The sequence below is a fragment of the Shewanella oneidensis MR-1 genome (genome assembly GCF_000146165.2).
Lineage (GTDB): Bacteria > Pseudomonadota > Gammaproteobacteria > Enterobacterales > Shewanellaceae > Shewanella > Shewanella oneidensis.
This window is the reverse complement of the sequence record NC_004347.2, coordinates 2,528,877-2,543,483: the sequence shown is the minus strand read 5'-3', so window position 1 is coordinate 2,543,483 and position 14,607 is coordinate 2,528,877. Positions and strand designations below refer to the sequence as shown.

Here is a 14,607-nt window from a genome sequence, read left to right as displayed (position 1 = left end):
GTCAAGGGCGTAAAACTGTTTGATACTTCACCGCCTAAAAGTGAAGTACTTTGGTAATCGGCATTATTTGACTATAATGCCGCTTTTATCTCGTTTTGATTATTTCCAAAGCACCGGTTTCCGGATAAAGGATAGAGTTAGATGCGCAGTCATTATTGTGGAGACGTCAATAAGTCTCACGTTGGACAAGAAGTTACCTTGGTAGGTTGGGTTAATCGTAGCCGTGATTTGGGTGGCGTTGTCTTTTTAGATTTAAGAGACAGAGAAGGTCTGGTCCAAGTGGTTTATGATCCAGATTTACCAGAGGTGTTCAATGTGGCTAGCACACTGCGCGCTGAGTTTTGTGTGCAGGTAAAAGGTGTGGTTCGTGCCCGTCCTGATAGCCAAGTTAACGCGCAAATGAAAACTGGCGAAATTGAAGTGTTAGGTAAAGCACTGACTATTATCAACAGTTCAGAGCCGTTGCCGCTGAGCTTGGATAACTATCAAAACAACAGTGAAGAGCAGCGTTTAAAATATCGTTATTTAGATTTACGTCGCCCAGAAATGGCGCAGCGCTTAATGTTCCGCGCGAAAGTGACCAGTGCAGTGCGTCGTTTCCTCGACTCAAACGGTTTCTTAGATATAGAAACGCCGATCCTGACCAAGGCAACCCCAGAAGGTGCCCGTGACTATTTAGTGCCGAGTCGTACTTACAAAGGTCAATTTTTTGCCCTGCCACAATCGCCACAGCTATTCAAACAGCTGCTGATGATGTCAGGTTTTGATCGTTACTATCAAATCGTAAAGTGCTTCCGTGACGAAGACTTACGTGCTGATCGTCAGCCAGAATTCACCCAAATCGATATCGAAACCTCATTTATGACGTCTGAGCAAGTGATGAATAAGACCGAAGAAATGATGCGTGGTCTGTTCCTTGAGATGCTGAACGTTGATTTAGGCGAGTTCCCGCGTATGACCTACAACGAAGCCATGCGTCGTTTTGGTTCAGACAAGCCCGATTTACGTAACCCATTAGAGCTGGTGGACGTTGCCGATTTACTCAAAGACGTTGAATTTGCGGTATTCTCAGGTCCAGCCAATGACGAAGAAGGTCGTGTTGCGGCGCTGCGTATTCCTGGCGGTGCAAGCCTGTCTCGTAAGCAAATCGACGATTATACTAAGTTTGTTGGCATCTACGGCGCCAAGGGCTTAGCGTGGATGAAGCTTAACGATCTGACTCAAGGCTTAGAAGGCATTCAATCACCTGTGCTTAAGTTCTTGAATGAGAACATTGTTAACGAAATCATCAACCGCACTGGCGCACAAACTGGCGATATTATCCTGTTTGGTGCAGATCAGGCGACAGTGGTTGCTGAATCGATGGGCGCACTGCGTCTTAAAGCGGGTGAAGACTTTAATCTGCTTGAAGGTCAATGGCGTCCACTATGGGTGGTTGACTTCCCGATGTTTGAGAAGATCAACGGTAGCTTCCACGCGGTTCACCATCCATTTACTGCGCCGCGTGGCGTGACACCTCAAGAGCTAGAAGCCAATCCTGCTAACCGCGTCTCAGATGCCTACGACATGGTATTAAACGGCTGCGAATTAGGCGGTGGTTCGGTACGTATCCACAACCAAGAAATGCAATCTGCGGTATTCCGCATTCTGGGCATTACCGATGAAGAAGCGAAGGAAAAATTCGGCTTCTTACTCGAAGCGCTGCGTTATGGTACACCGCCACATGCAGGTTTAGCCTTTGGTTTAGACCGCATCATCATGTTGATGACGGGCGCAAGCTCAATCCGTGATGTGATGGCGTTCCCGAAAACTACCACAGCTGCATGTCCGTTAACCAATGCCCCAGGTTTTGCTAACCCACAACAATTAGCAGAATTAGGCATTGCAGTGGTAAAAACTGCGAAGACTGAAGACTAATCCTTAGCGATTATCGAGTACCGAGGCGCAAGCCTCGGTCTATTTTTATCCCGTCATTTCATTTCTTATCAATATCTGCATTATCGACGTCACTTAATTTTCCGTCATTCACTGTGTAAAGGAACATTGAATAAAGGAGCATTATTGGAGGCGCCGTCAACGTTACCTTAGGCTATTGATAAGATGTGCAATGGCTATGTGTAGAGGAGTTCTCCCATGGCAGGTCATAGTAAGTGGGCCAATATTAAACACCGCAAAGCAGCACAAGATGCCAAGCGCGGTAAACTTTTCACTAAATTTATCCGTGAATTAACAGTTTCTGCCCGTGAAGGTGGCTCCGATCCCGATTCAAATCCACGCTTGCGTATCGCTATCGATAAGGCGCTGGGTGGCAATATGACCCGCGATACCATTGAGCGCGCGATTAAGCGCGGTGCTGGCGAGCTTGAAGGGCAACAACTCGAAACCATTATTTACGAAGGCTATGGCCCGGGCGGCACCGCGGTGATGGTGGAAACCATGACCGATAACCGTAACCGTACCGTCAGCGGCGTACGTAATGCCTTTAGCAAATCTGGCGGTAACTTAGGTACCGATGGTTCGGTTGCCTATTTGTTCACTAAACGCGGAGTGTTGTCCTATGCACCGGGCACTGATGAAGATGCCTTGATGGATGCGGCGCTCGAAGCGGGCGCTGAAGATGTGGTGAGTTACGATGATGGCGCGATTGATGTATTTACTGAACCAACCGCGTTTTACGAGGTGAAAGATGCCCTCGATGCCGCAGGGTTTGTCAGTGATAACGCTGAAATCGCAATGATCGCCTCGACTAAAGCGGAGCTAGATGCCGAGACTGCGGAGAAGTTTATGCGCCTTATCGATACCCTCGAAGAGCACGATGATGTGCAAGAGGTGTATCATAATGCGGAAATTTCCGATGAGATTATGGAAAGCTTGGGTTAATCCGACTTGAGGAGGCACAAGTGTTTGCAAGCTAGATGCTTGGTAAGACAAAGTGTCTCTTTTGATTGAATGAACTCGAGCAGGTTTTGAGTTGTTCTTGAATGGTTCTTTCATCAGTCATGATTTGGCTGAAAGCATATAAAGATACGAATCGACCGATTGACGTAAGGCGCACGCATAAGGAAACAATGGCAATTATTTTAGGTGTTGACCCGGGATCGCGGATCACAGGTTACGGCGTTATCCAATGCCAAGGGCGGCAGCAACTTTATTTAGGTAGCGGCTGCATTCGTACCTCGGGTGATGATTTGCCGTTAAAATTAAAGCAAATCTTTGATGGTATAAGTGAAATTATTCGCCAATATCAACCCGATGAGTTTGCCATTGAGCGGGTGTTTTTGGCTAAAAATGCCGACTCAGCCTTGAAATTGGGTCAAGCCCGTGGCGCAGCCATTGTCGCTGCAACAGTGGCAAACTTACCTGTCGCAGAATACAGCGCCACCCAGATAAAAAGTGCTGTAGTCGGGACTGGGCGTGCTAAAAAAGAGCAAGTACAACACATGATCCAGCAATTGCTAAAGCTCCCAGCCGCACCACAGGCAGACGCCGCGGATGCGCTTGGCGTTGCAGTATGTCATTATCACACCAATCAAAGTTTGGTTGCCTTAAGCGGCCGAGCGACAACAAGAACATATGGACGGTACAGATGATAGGTCGTTTACGTGGCGTATTAATTGAAAAACAAGCGCCAGAGGTGTTGATTGATGTAAACGGGGTCGGTTACGAATTGCAAATGCCGCTGACCAGCTTTTATGAACTCCCAGAGCTCAATCAACCGACCACGGTTTATACCCATTTTGTGGTGCGTGAAGATGCCCAGCTGCTCTACGGTTTTATCACCAAACAGGAGCGTTCACTGTTTCGCTTATTGATTAAGGCTAACGGTGTTGGTCCAAAACTCGCCTTAACGATTCTTTCTGGCATGACGGCCAGTGAATTTGTGGGCTGTGTTGAGCGTGATGATATAGTAACACTGGTAAAATTACCCGGTGTTGGTAAAAAAACCGCCGAGCGATTGTTGGTGGAAATGCGCGATAAACTCAAGAGCCTGATGGAGGCGTCAGTAGGCTCCGAGCGTGAGTTTGTATTGCAATCCAACTATTCACCGGCTCCTGTGGTGAATAGTGCCGAAGAGGATGCCATTTCTGCATTAATTTCTTTGGGTTACAAACCCCCACAGGCCAGCAAAGCGGTTTCAGCTGCTTTTAAAGAAGGCATGGACAGTGAGACTTTGATTAAGGCCGCGTTAAAATCGATGCTCTAATGATGACGTTTTTCACGGCGTGCTGTGACAACAGGCATAACAGTGTTGAGCGTAGATGATGCTATGCAGCAACAGGAAAAAATAAATGATTGAAGCAGATAGACTGATACAGCCGCAGCTGCAAGGTCAAGATGATGTTATCGATAGGGCAATGCGCCCTAAATTGCTCGATGAATACACTGGGCAGGATGATACTCGTGCTCAATTAAAGGTATTCATTCAAGCGGCGAAGAATCGCGAAGAAGCCTTAGATCATATGTTGATCTACGGCCCTCCGGGGTTAGGTAAAACCACCTTGGCGATGATTGTTGCCAATGAAATGGGCGTGAATATCAAATCGACCTCGGGTCCCGTGCTGGAAAAAGCAGGGGATTTAGCGGCGCTGCTGACTAACCTCGAAGCGGGTGATGTGCTCTTTATCGATGAAATCCATCGGTTAAGTCCGGTGGTTGAGGAGATCCTGTATCCAGCGATGGAAGACTATCAACTGGATATTATGATAGGTGAAGGACCGGCGGCGCGTTCCATTAAGCTCGATTTACCACCTTTTACCTTAGTGGGCGCGACCACGCGCGCAGGAGCATTAACGTCTCCCTTACGGGCACGCTTTGGCATTCCACTGCGACTTGAGTTTTATAATGTCAAAGATCTCAGCACCATTGTGACGCGTTCTGCCCAAGTGATGGGATTAGCGATTGATAGTGAGGGGGCAACGGAAATTGCCAAACGCTCTCGCGGTACACCCAGAATCGCAAACCGATTACTTAGGCGGGTGCGCGATTATGCCGAAGTGCAACACGATGGGGCGGTGACTCAAAACGTTGCTGAGCTGGCGCTCAATTTGCTTGATGTTGATGGCGAAGGCTTTGATTATATGGACCGCAAATTATTGTTGGCCATTATCGATAAGTTTATGGGCGGCCCAGTGGGTCTTGATAACCTCGCAGCGGCAATTGGTGAGGAGCGTGAAACCATTGAAGATGTGCTCGAACCTTTCCTTATTCAACAAGGTTTTATCCAACGTACTCCCCGTGGTCGAATAGCCACAGCGAGGGCATATGTACATTTTGGTATGATAAAACCAGAGTGATCCTCATACCGATTATCTGTTGCTTAATATACTAAAGCGGCCTATGCCGCTTTTTGTTTTTATATTTTTTGGATTTTGTTTTGGGCAAGCAATTGGCTTATCTAAGCGCTGTTTATATGAGTTTATGGGTATTTCACTGGTGAATATCAGTAAAATTATGATAAGTCGCTTTATCGAGATTTGACTTGTTTAACCTATTTTAAAAGTTATTAAAGATAGTTTTAGTCAATTTTTATTTCTCATTTTTCTCAGTATTACCTATTCACTTGTTTGTACTTTTGTAAGCCTGCCGCATCCAATCAAAGGAATATCCTTCTGTGCTAACTTGACAATTAATTGTTGCATTTGTGTTTTATGTGCCTTTGTGGTGCATAAAAATCACAAGTTATTCATTTTGTATCATTTGAGGCATTGAAACTGCTGATGTTTACTCAATCTTTAGCATAGCATTAATTACTTATATGCATATTTTTTCATTATTAGACACCACAACATTCTGTGCGTTAGATAGTTTATCGCTGAAAAAGTGTGATTAAAATCACACTTTTGATTCGTTGATGTGTTGCGTGAATGTTTATTTTTTAACAGTGAAAATCTCTTTAAAATTGGTAAATTCGGTTTATTAATGCTAAATAATCCTATGTGTAAGCATTCAATATTTTGCTGTCACAATTAAACAACACTTGATTATAAATAAATAAACATTTTGTAGTTGTAGGTTAAAAAAATGGACGTTGACTGAATGAAAGTGAATCCTCAGTATCAAGCGCAACAGTAGTACAGCAATTAGTTGTACAAGCTGTAAGCATAAAAATAATAGTAAGATCTAGGGAGCATTCATTCATGATCAAAAGAACCAAAGTGGCGTCGGCTATTAATTTAGCAGTCGTTAGCTCAATTGCTGCGGGTGCCTTTGTTGCATCAAGCGCATTTGCGGCTGAAGAGACAGCAAAAGTTGAACGTATTGAAGTGACGGGTTCACGTATTCAACGTCAAGATATGGAAACAGCTTCTCCTGTTACCGTTATTGATGCTGCAGCAATTAAAGCTGAAGGCTTTACCTCTGTAGACCAAATGCTACAAGTTCAAACCTCAATGGCGGGTGCGGCTGTAGGTTCAACCACCAACAATGGTGCAGACGGTGTTGCGCAGGTTGACCTACGTGGTATGGGTTCTCAACGTACTCTCGTACTATTAAATGGTCGTCGTATGGTGAACTCTGGTTCAGGTGCTGACAGCGCTGTGGACTTAAACTCAATCCCAGTCGCGATGATCGCTCGCGTTGAAATCCTGAAAGATGGCGCTTCAGCAGTATACGGTTCTGATGCGATTGCTGGTGTAGTGAACATCATCACTAAGAAGGACTTTGAAGGCTTCCAGTTTGATATGAACGGTAGCGGAACCGATAAAGGCGATGGTCAAAGCGGTGATGTCAGCGCACTGTATGGTTTTAACACCGATGGTGGTAACTACACATTTGGTGCCGCATATTCTGACCGTCGTGGAGTGATCCAAGGCGACCGTGATTGGTATGACCCACTGGATAACACTAGCTCAATTATTCCAACTGGTACATTAAATCAAAAAGTCATTGATGCCAATGGTAATTGGGTTAAGAGAACAGAGACCTATGACTACTCAAATGACGTCTATTTCCAAACACCGAGTGAACGTCGGAGTTTATTTGCAAATATGACGCAGGAGCTAGGCAATGATGTGGTGCTGACTGCCGACGCTATCTATACCAATCGCCGTTCTAACCAACAACTTGCGGCACAACCTGCTCAAATCAAGCTAAACGTGTGTGGTGACCCAAGAGTCCAAGATCCAACAGCAGGTTGTCTTACCCTTGACCAAGGTATGATTGATGCTGGGATTAAAGCAGATGCTCGTGGACAAGTCCAATACAACAGACGTATGAATGATGTAGGTCCTCGTATTTACAATCAAGACACTGATACTTGGCGTCTATCTGCTGGCTTAGCGGGCTCTTTAGACGTTCATACTGGTATGAATTGGAATGTGGATTACACCTTTGGTAAGAACGAAGCCAAAACTGGTGTTGATAACTCAATTAACGCAACATTAATGGCTAATTCAATCTATGCAGATCCATATGCTTGGTTTGAAGGTTCCCCTTTGACTGATGACATGAAGGATGTTTCTTATCAACAGCAATCAACCGGTGGCAACGAACAACAAACGCTGTCAGCAGGCTTAAATGGTGAGCTATTTGACCTAAGCGCTGGTGCTGTAGGTTTCGCGATTGGTGCAGAATACCGCCGTGAGAGTGGTTTTTATAATCCCGATCCAGTTGTCGTTGCTGGTGATAGTACTGCCGCGCAGCAAGATCCAACAAGTGGTAACTATAATGTTATCTCTATTTTCGAAGAAGTGAGTGTACCGTTTACTGAAAAATTAACGGGTGAATTTGCACTGCGTTTAGATGATTACTCAACCTTCGGTAAAGCAACCACGTGGAAAATTGGTTTAACTTATACAGCAACGGATGAGCTAATGGTCCGTACTGTGGCCGCTACTGGTTTCCGAGCGCCAAGCGTTGCTGAACTCTACGGTGGTAACTCAGGATCTTTTGACTATTTAACGAATCCTTGGTTACCGGCTAGTGAACAAACAGGTCAGATTTTAGTTAATCGTACATCAGATCCAGATTTAAAGCCTGAAGAGTCTGAGTCATACACTGCTGGTTTAGTATATTCTCCAAGTTATATTGATGGCATGTCAATTACTCTTGACTACTGGCGTTTCAAAGTAACTGATGCCATTGCTCGTGCAGACGTGCAAGTTGGATTAGATGCTTGTCATGCTGGTGATGCAGAAGCGTGTAGCACATTCAATATTACTGCGGATGGTGACTTATTCAACTTGACAAGTGCGCTGACTAACGTAGGTTCACAAGACACTAGCGGTATCGACTTCAACTTAGCCTATAACTTCGAGTTATTTGGATTAGATTGGAAAGTGAGTAACGATACTACTTACTTGATTAAGTTCGAGCAGGATGGTGAAAACTATACTGGTACAATCGACGGTAATATGGGAGCTTATGCTCGCGTTCGTAACAACTTCAGCATCTCTGCAGGTCAAGATGATTGGAGCGTAATGTACTTCAACCGCTATATCAGATCGATGACAGATGTTTACACTGATTATGATGCAAACGACAATCCATTCGTTGCTGTAAGAGGTGTTGATTCAATTCTGTATCACAACATTTCTGGCACCTATCATGTATCTGATAACACCACTGTTAGTTTAGGTGTGAAGAACTTGACTGATGAGAAGCCTCTATACGTTACTAACGGTAGTGACGCAGGAACAGTTCCACAAGTTTACGACACAGTTGGTCGTACCATTTATGGTGGTGTGACTGTTAAGTTCTAATCTTCAAGATTTAGCTTATCCTCAAAAGCGCCTTAGGGCGCTTTTCTTTTAGGTACAAAAAGTTTCTCATTGTTATCAATACCTGCCAAACAGATCACAATTAAGTGAAAACTGATTTTTAATCATCTTCTAATGCTAGTGACAAATATTTAGTTATGGTAATATAAATGATATTGATTCTCGTTTGGTGCTTAGAAATGAGTAGAATACTGTTAGTCGATGATGATCCTTTATTCCGAGTGTGGTTAACTGATGTGCTCAAAGCACAAGGACATGAGGTTAAATGTGCAGTAAATGGTGTTGAAGGGCTTACATGCATCCGCTCTTTTGCGCCCGATATCGTTATGCTCGATCTGGTAATGCCGCAAATGGATGGTTTTGAGCTATTGCAGGCAAGGGAGTGTATGACGCCGATAATGATGTTATCAGCCCGCGATAATGAAGAAGACAGGATACGAAGCTATGAACTTGGTGCAGATGATTTTTTGACTAAGCCTTTTAGCATTAAGGAGCTATTGGTACGTTTGCAGGCCATAGAGCGACGGTTAGTGCAGCGGCCCAAGCCGCCAATGGCCGTTGAGCAAGTCGCAACAATTCAATCGGTTAGATTTGACGAAACTGCCTACAAGATTACTATCGGCAAACATGCTGTTGAATTAACCCAAACCGAGTTTAGGTTATTTAAGTATCTCTTTGAACGTAAAGGGCAAGTGATCACTAAGCAGGAGCTGCAAAAGTCGGTATTGCAGAAGGATTTAGGTCGATTTGATCGTAATCTAGATATGCATATCAGTAATACTCGGCGAAAACTGGCCAATACCCGCTTACCGCGTACTTTAATCAACACCGTTCGCGGCCAAGGATACAGTTTTAGCGCTTAAGCGCCCTCTGTGAGTCGATTCACCGAGGCACTGATGAATAAAAGCACGACTGATGGCATCTTAGGCAAAATTGGTCGCTTTCATTTTCCCCTGAAACCGATTTGGTTTATTCTAATGGGCATAAAAGTAGATGCATGTTAAGCATCATTACCCTCACGTGAATAACCAAGTAGGAATCATTATGCGGATCAGTGCCAATTTTGATGGCGGAAATATCCAAGTCATCAATCTTGATAATAAAGACGATATTCAACTGGCGATCCGTCCCGATGCGGGCGGTGAGTTTTATCAATGGTTTAACTTCAGATTCGAAGGTGAGGTGGGTAATCATTACACCTTAAATATCATCAATGCTGGTACGGCTTCCTATCCTAAAGGCTGGCAGGATTACTACGCGGTTGCCAGTTATGATCGTCAACATTGGTTCCGTGTACCAACTCAATATATTGATGGCAAGCTAAGTATTCAGCTCGAACTGGATTGTGATGCGATTCAAATCGCCTACTTTGCGCCGTACAGCTATGAGCGCCATTTAGATTTACTCAGCAACGCGCAATTGCATCCCGATGTGAATCTAGAGCATTTAGGCTTAACCTTGGATGGCCGTGATATCACCTTGATGAAAGTCGGTGATGGCAATCCAGACAAGCGCAATATTTGGATCACAGCAAGACAACATCCCGGCGAGACTATGGCGGAATGGTTAGTTGAAGGGTTGGTTAATCGCCTGCTTGATAATGATTGCCCAACAGCTAAGGCATTGCTTGATAAAGCAAACTTTTTCATTGTACCCAATATGAACCCCGATGGTAGCGTTAGAGGTCATCTACGAACTAATGCGATTGGTGTGAACCTTAACCGCGAATGGCAAACGCCGAGTTTAGAAAGAAGCCCAGAGGTGTACCAAGTCGTGCATAAAATGCAGCAAACCGGCGTGGATTTATTCTACGATGTCCACGGTGACGAAGGTCTGCCTTATGTGTTCCTCGCGGGTTGCGAAGGGGTGCCCGGTTACAGTGACAGATTGGGGCAACTGCAAGCCGATTTTAGTCAGGCATTGACCCTTGCGAGCGCCGATTTCCAAACCGAATTTGGTTACGCCAAAGATGAACCTGGTCAAGCCAACCTAACTGTGGCGTCGAATTGGGTAGCGCAAAACTTCGATTGTTTATCCAATACCCTTGAAATGCCATTTAAAGACAACAACAACCTGCAAGATCCTTTTGTGGGTTGGTCTCCTGAGCGCAGCATTTACTTAGGCGAAGCCTCATTAATTGCCATGCTCGCTGTGGTAGATAAGTTAAGATAGGTGCGACTATGGCATTAATTGAATGTCCAGTATGCCGCAAACGGATGTCGAGCAAAGCACCTGCTTGCCCGCATTGTGAGGCTAAAACCAGTGGTGATAATGGCTCGATTACGCGGATAAGCCATATTCAAAAATCCAGCAGCTTGATGAACCAAAGTTTTATGGCCATGACTTTGTTCATTGCCGGAGTGGTCATTTGGTTTTGGGGGGGAGAGCCCGCCGAAGGATTACGCGCCACCATTGGGGGAATCTGTTTTGTATTTGGTTTTGTGGGTTATTTAATTGCCCGCGTCAGAATCGTATTACATAAGCGAAAGAGTGTATGACCGACATAAATCAAGTGATCGACCAAATGCCTGTTGAAGTCTACGACAGACTGCGCAGCGCAGCAGAATTAGGCAAATGGGAAGATGGCACTGTCTTAACGGAAGCACAACGTGAATCGACATTACAAGTGGTGATGCTATACCAAGCACGCCGCTTAGAGCAGACAGATCATTTCACCATTGGGGCTGGCGGCAAATTAAACGAGTTATCCAAGGCTGAGTTGAAGAAACAGTTTCGTGGTGAGTCGATAGCTGAGTTCAAAGCAGACGACCTGTAATTTCAGTTAGCTTAACCCTATTAAAAAGCCCATATTCATGGGCTTTTTTGTGGGTGCAATAAAGTCTTTTTTAGTCCGGGCTGAGTTCACCCACCAAGTTTTGCAGCATAGCGGTTTTAATCTCAATCGGCTTTAAGTTTTTCGAGAGTAGATAATGCAACTTGGCCAATGCAGCTTCTATTGTCATATCCGCGCCGCTAATCACACCCGCTTTGGCGAGGGCATTTCCTGTCGCATAACCACCCATATTCACTTTGCCTTGAAAACACTGGGTCAAATTAACTAGCACAATGCCACGTTCATCAGCTTGCTTTAGGGTCCTGAGTAACGCAACATCCTGCGGCGCATTTCCCACTCCAAAGGTAAGCAATATTAGCGCTTTAACGGGTTGTTGCAGTATGTTCTCAAAAATTTGAGTTGAAATACCGGGATAGAGAGTGACGACGCCCACGGGCTGAGGGCTGATATTGGCCACTTCCAAGGGGTTATTACTCGGCGTGGCTATTTTGCCTGCACGCAAATTAATTTTGATCCCCGCTTCGAGCAGTAATGGAAAGTTAGGCGAGGCAAATGCATCAAAACCATCAGCATGGGCTTTAGTGGAGCGATTACCGCGGAACAGTTTGTTATTAAAGAATAAACAAACCTCAGCCACAGGATAGTTTGCGGCAATATACAGAGAGTTTAACAGGTTGGTTTGACCGTCAGATCGTAGCTGTGCCAAAGGGATTTGTGAGCCAGTGACAATCACAGGTTTTGATAAACCCTGCAGCATAAATGACAGCGCCGATGCGGTATAGGCCATGGTATCTGTGCCGTGGAGAATGACAAAGCCATCGTACTTATCATAATTGGCGTTTATATCGTCGGCGATCATTTGCCAGTCGGTGGGCGCCATGTTCGATGAGTCGATGAGTGGACAATACTCGTGGATCACAAACTCGGGCATTTCGGCATGGTAGAACTCGGGCATGGATTGTACACATTGGGTGAGAAATCCCGCCACTGGCGCGAAGCCATTATCGGTTTTTTGCATGCCTATGGTGCCGCCTGTGTAGGCGACATAAATGGAGCGTTTAGTCATTCTTGTCGTTATCTTAGCTTCACGTAGGCTAATTATACGATTTTACTGACATAAACCCAATAAAAAAGCCCGAGGGTTCGGGCTTTTATCTGAGGTTTGATCCCTAATATTTAGTTAATTACACAGCTATCACAATACACATACACATGATTTGGATCATTAAATGCGGCGATAGTTTTTAAGCTGCCTGTCCATTGATTCAGCATTTGCTCAAGTAGTGTTGAATGACTGAGTGATGCGGGTAAATAAGCGGAAACTGAAGCAAACATTTGCTGCACAAAACGTTGCTCTGGCGTCAATTCTTGCTCAATGAGGCGGGTATCGAACAGGCTCAAATTCGCCAATTGGGCCGCTTTCGTAACGGCTTGGTCGATATCACCGAGCTCGTCCACTAAGCCTAATTCGAGTGCTTTTTTGCCGCTCCACACTCGGCCTTGGGCGATTTTATCTACTTGCTCTAAGCTGATTTTTCGTTCTTTGGCGACCAGCGAAATAAAGTCTAAGTAGCCACGCTCAATATGGCGCTGAATCACTGACTCGATTTGCGGTGATAGGGTACGGGTTACAGACAGACCCGCCCATTCCGAGGTCGATACGCCGTCGGTATGAATGCCTAAGCTTGCAAGGGAGTCTTCAAAGGTAGTGATCATACCGAAGATGCCGATGGAGCCTGTCAGTGTGGTTGGCGTTGCGAAGATATAATCTGCACTAGCCGAAATCCAATAACCGCCTGAGGCCGCAAGACTGCCCATGCTTACGACAACAGGTTTACCGGCAGCTTTAAGGGCGAGCAATTCTTGGCGAATTTGCTCTGAGGCGAATGCGCTACCGCCAGGGCTGTCAACTCGCAATACCAGTGCTTTGATATGCTTATCAAAGCGAGCCTTACGCAGTAGATCTGCCGTGCTATCACCACCAATCTGGCCAGCAGGTTGGCTACCATTCAGAATAGTACCGCTCGCAACGATAATGCCGACACTGTCTTGCTCAATAAAGCTTGGTAGAGGTGTCACTAAGGTTAAATAATCGTAAAAGCTAACCTGTTTGAAGCTGTCGCCATTGTTCTCTTTGCCCACGGCATCGAGCATGATTTTACGAAACTCTTCATCGGTCGCTAGCGTATCGACCCATTTCATATTGAGGGCCATAGTCGCGGAGTCGCCTTCGGCTTTATCTAACTGAGCCAGATAGCTCGGAGAATCTAGCACTAACGCATTGGCATCGATTTGGCGATTTTTTGCAACCGTTTGGGTATAACTTTGCCATATATCAGCGAGTAGGGCACTGCTGGCTTCTCTGGCTGCATCCGACATATCGTCACGCATATAGGGCTCTACAGCGGATTTAAACGTCCCAACGCGGAAGATATGCGCTTTTATCTTGAGTTTCTCGAGTGCGGATTTGAAGTATTGGTTGTACATACTTAATCCATCAAGGGATACGCTGCCTTGAGGATTGAGGTAAATGGTAGTAGCAAAGCTGGCGAGAAAATATTGGTTTTGTTCGTAATAATTGCCAATGGCAACGACTTTTTTGCCGCTTTCTTTAAAGCGATTAAGGGCATCACCGATAGATTGCAATTTACTGATCCCGGCTCGCTTTAACTCAGCTAAGTCCAAAACGATAGTGCTTATCCTATTATCATGTGTAGCATTATCAATCACATAAATAATATCCGCGAGCAAGATTTCACCGTCGCTGCTGCCGTTATTACCTTGCTTGAGCGCGGCTTCAATCGGATCAACTTGTTGTTTTTGATCGACAATTGAACCTGCAAGATTAAGCACAAGTGCAGAGTTATCTTCGACCTTTATGTCTTCACTGCTGCCAATGGCTATCAGAATAAGTGCTAAGAAACCAAAAAAAATCAGGTTGAGTATAAGTTTACGTGTCCCGTTAAGGACGTTCCAAATGAATAAGCATATTCTCTTGAAAAACGATGGGTTAGCGGACATTAGCCACTCCTTTGCATATCGACTATGCCAATGCTAACTGAAAATCCCCTCACTGGCTAAACACAATTGTAAAGG

12 protein-coding genes are annotated in these 14,607 nt (G+C 45.1%); 10 read left to right on the top strand and 2 right to left on the bottom strand.

From position 1 onward, the window contains the following. Positions 1 to 141 precede the first annotated feature (141 nt). From aspS to SO_RS11110, 10 genes are all read left to right on the top strand, one after another. Positions 142 to 1,917 (top strand): aspartate--tRNA ligase, encoded by a 1,776-nt coding sequence (aspS, locus tag SO_RS11155; protein WP_011072408.1) that lies wholly within the window; start codon positions 142 to 144, stop codon positions 1,915 to 1,917. 216 nt (positions 1,918 to 2,133) lie between these two features. Beyond that, positions 2,134 to 2,880 (top strand): YebC/PmpR family DNA-binding transcriptional regulator, encoded by a 747-nt coding sequence (locus SO_RS11150; protein ID WP_011072407.1) that lies wholly within the window; start codon positions 2,134 to 2,136, stop codon positions 2,878 to 2,880. Positions 2,881 to 3,068: 188 nt separating this feature from the next. Then, complete coding sequence (ruvC, locus tag SO_RS11145; RefSeq protein ID WP_011072406.1) at positions 3,069 to 3,590, top strand: crossover junction endodeoxyribonuclease RuvC; 522 nt, start codon at positions 3,069 to 3,071, stop codon at positions 3,588 to 3,590. Beyond that, entirely contained in the window at positions 3,587 to 4,204 is a 618-nt protein-coding gene (gene ruvA, locus SO_RS11140; protein ID WP_011072405.1) for a Holliday junction branch migration protein RuvA, read from the top strand. The genes ruvC and ruvA overlap by 4 nt, the downstream gene beginning before the upstream one ends. 85 nt (positions 4,205 to 4,289) lie before the next feature. Beyond that, positions 4,290 to 5,294 carry a Holliday junction branch migration DNA helicase RuvB gene (gene ruvB / locus SO_RS11135; RefSeq protein ID WP_011072404.1) on the top strand — a complete coding sequence of 335 codons (1,005 nt, stop codon included), beginning with the start codon at positions 4,290 to 4,292 and terminating at the stop codon, positions 5,292 to 5,294. 843 nt (positions 5,295 to 6,137) lie between these two features. Then, positions 6,138 to 8,699, top strand: a complete 2,562-nt coding sequence (locus SO_RS11130; RefSeq protein WP_011072403.1) for a TonB-dependent receptor plug domain-containing protein — start codon at positions 6,138 to 6,140, stop codon at positions 8,697 to 8,699. 197 nt (positions 8,700 to 8,896) lie between these two features. Then, complete coding sequence (locus tag SO_RS11125; protein ID WP_011072402.1) at positions 8,897 to 9,580, top strand: response regulator transcription factor; 684 nt, start codon at positions 8,897 to 8,899, stop codon at positions 9,578 to 9,580. A 181-nt stretch (positions 9,581 to 9,761) separates the two neighbouring features. Then, positions 9,762 to 10,889, top strand: a complete 1,128-nt coding sequence (locus tag SO_RS11120; protein WP_011072401.1) for a M14 family metallopeptidase — start codon at positions 9,762 to 9,764, stop codon at positions 10,887 to 10,889. Between the two features lie 8 nt (positions 10,890 to 10,897). Then, a complete protein-coding gene (locus SO_RS11115; protein ID WP_011072400.1) occupies positions 10,898 to 11,215 on the top strand; it encodes a hypothetical protein in 318 nt (105 codons plus the stop codon). Then, positions 11,212 to 11,493: a YeaC family protein gene (locus SO_RS11110; protein WP_011072399.1), complete on the top strand. Its 282-nt coding sequence runs from the start codon at positions 11,212 to 11,214 to the stop codon at positions 11,491 to 11,493. The genes SO_RS11115 and SO_RS11110 overlap by 4 nt, the downstream gene beginning before the upstream one ends. A 70-nt stretch (positions 11,494 to 11,563) precedes the next feature. On the opposite strand, the gene ansA is transcribed toward SO_RS11110, so the two are convergent. Together ansA and sppA are read right to left on the bottom strand one after the other, a co-directional pair. Continuing rightward, entirely contained in the window at positions 11,564 to 12,577 is a 1,014-nt protein-coding gene (gene ansA, locus SO_RS11105; RefSeq protein ID WP_011072398.1) for an asparaginase, read from the bottom strand. A 110-nt stretch (positions 12,578 to 12,687) separates the two neighbouring features. After that, on the bottom strand, positions 12,688 to 14,532 hold the full coding sequence (gene sppA / locus SO_RS11100; RefSeq protein ID WP_011072397.1) for a signal peptide peptidase SppA: 1,845 nt from the start codon (positions 14,530 to 14,532) through the stop codon (positions 12,688 to 12,690). Positions 14,533 to 14,607 lie beyond the last annotated feature (75 nt).

Coding starts and splice junctions, on each gene's coding strand:
- aspS (WP_011072408.1), top strand. CDS start 142: ATGCGCAGTCATTATTGTGGAGACGTCAATAAGTCTCACGTTGGACAA.
- ruvA (WP_011072405.1), top strand. CDS start 3,587: ATGATAGGTCGTTTACGTGGCGTATTAATTGAAAAACAAGCGCCAGAG.
- SO_RS11150 (WP_011072407.1), top strand. CDS start 2,134: ATGGCAGGTCATAGTAAGTGGGCCAATATTAAACACCGCAAAGCAGCA.
- SO_RS11130 (WP_011072403.1), top strand. CDS start 6,138: ATGATCAAAAGAACCAAAGTGGCGTCGGCTATTAATTTAGCAGTCGTT.
- SO_RS11110 (WP_011072399.1), top strand. CDS start 11,212: ATGACCGACATAAATCAAGTGATCGACCAAATGCCTGTTGAAGTCTAC.
- ansA (WP_011072398.1), bottom strand. CDS start 12,577: ATGACTAAACGCTCCATTTATGTCGCCTACACAGGCGGCACCATAGGC.
- SO_RS11125 (WP_011072402.1), top strand. CDS start 8,897: ATGAGTAGAATACTGTTAGTCGATGATGATCCTTTATTCCGAGTGTGG.
- ruvC (WP_011072406.1), top strand. CDS start 3,069: ATGGCAATTATTTTAGGTGTTGACCCGGGATCGCGGATCACAGGTTAC.
- SO_RS11115 (WP_011072400.1), top strand. CDS start 10,898: ATGGCATTAATTGAATGTCCAGTATGCCGCAAACGGATGTCGAGCAAA.
- SO_RS11120 (WP_011072401.1), top strand. CDS start 9,762: ATGCGGATCAGTGCCAATTTTGATGGCGGAAATATCCAAGTCATCAAT.
- ruvB (WP_011072404.1), top strand. CDS start 4,290: ATGATTGAAGCAGATAGACTGATACAGCCGCAGCTGCAAGGTCAAGAT.
- sppA (WP_011072397.1), bottom strand. CDS start 14,532: ATGTCCGCTAACCCATCGTTTTTCAAGAGAATATGCTTATTCATTTGG.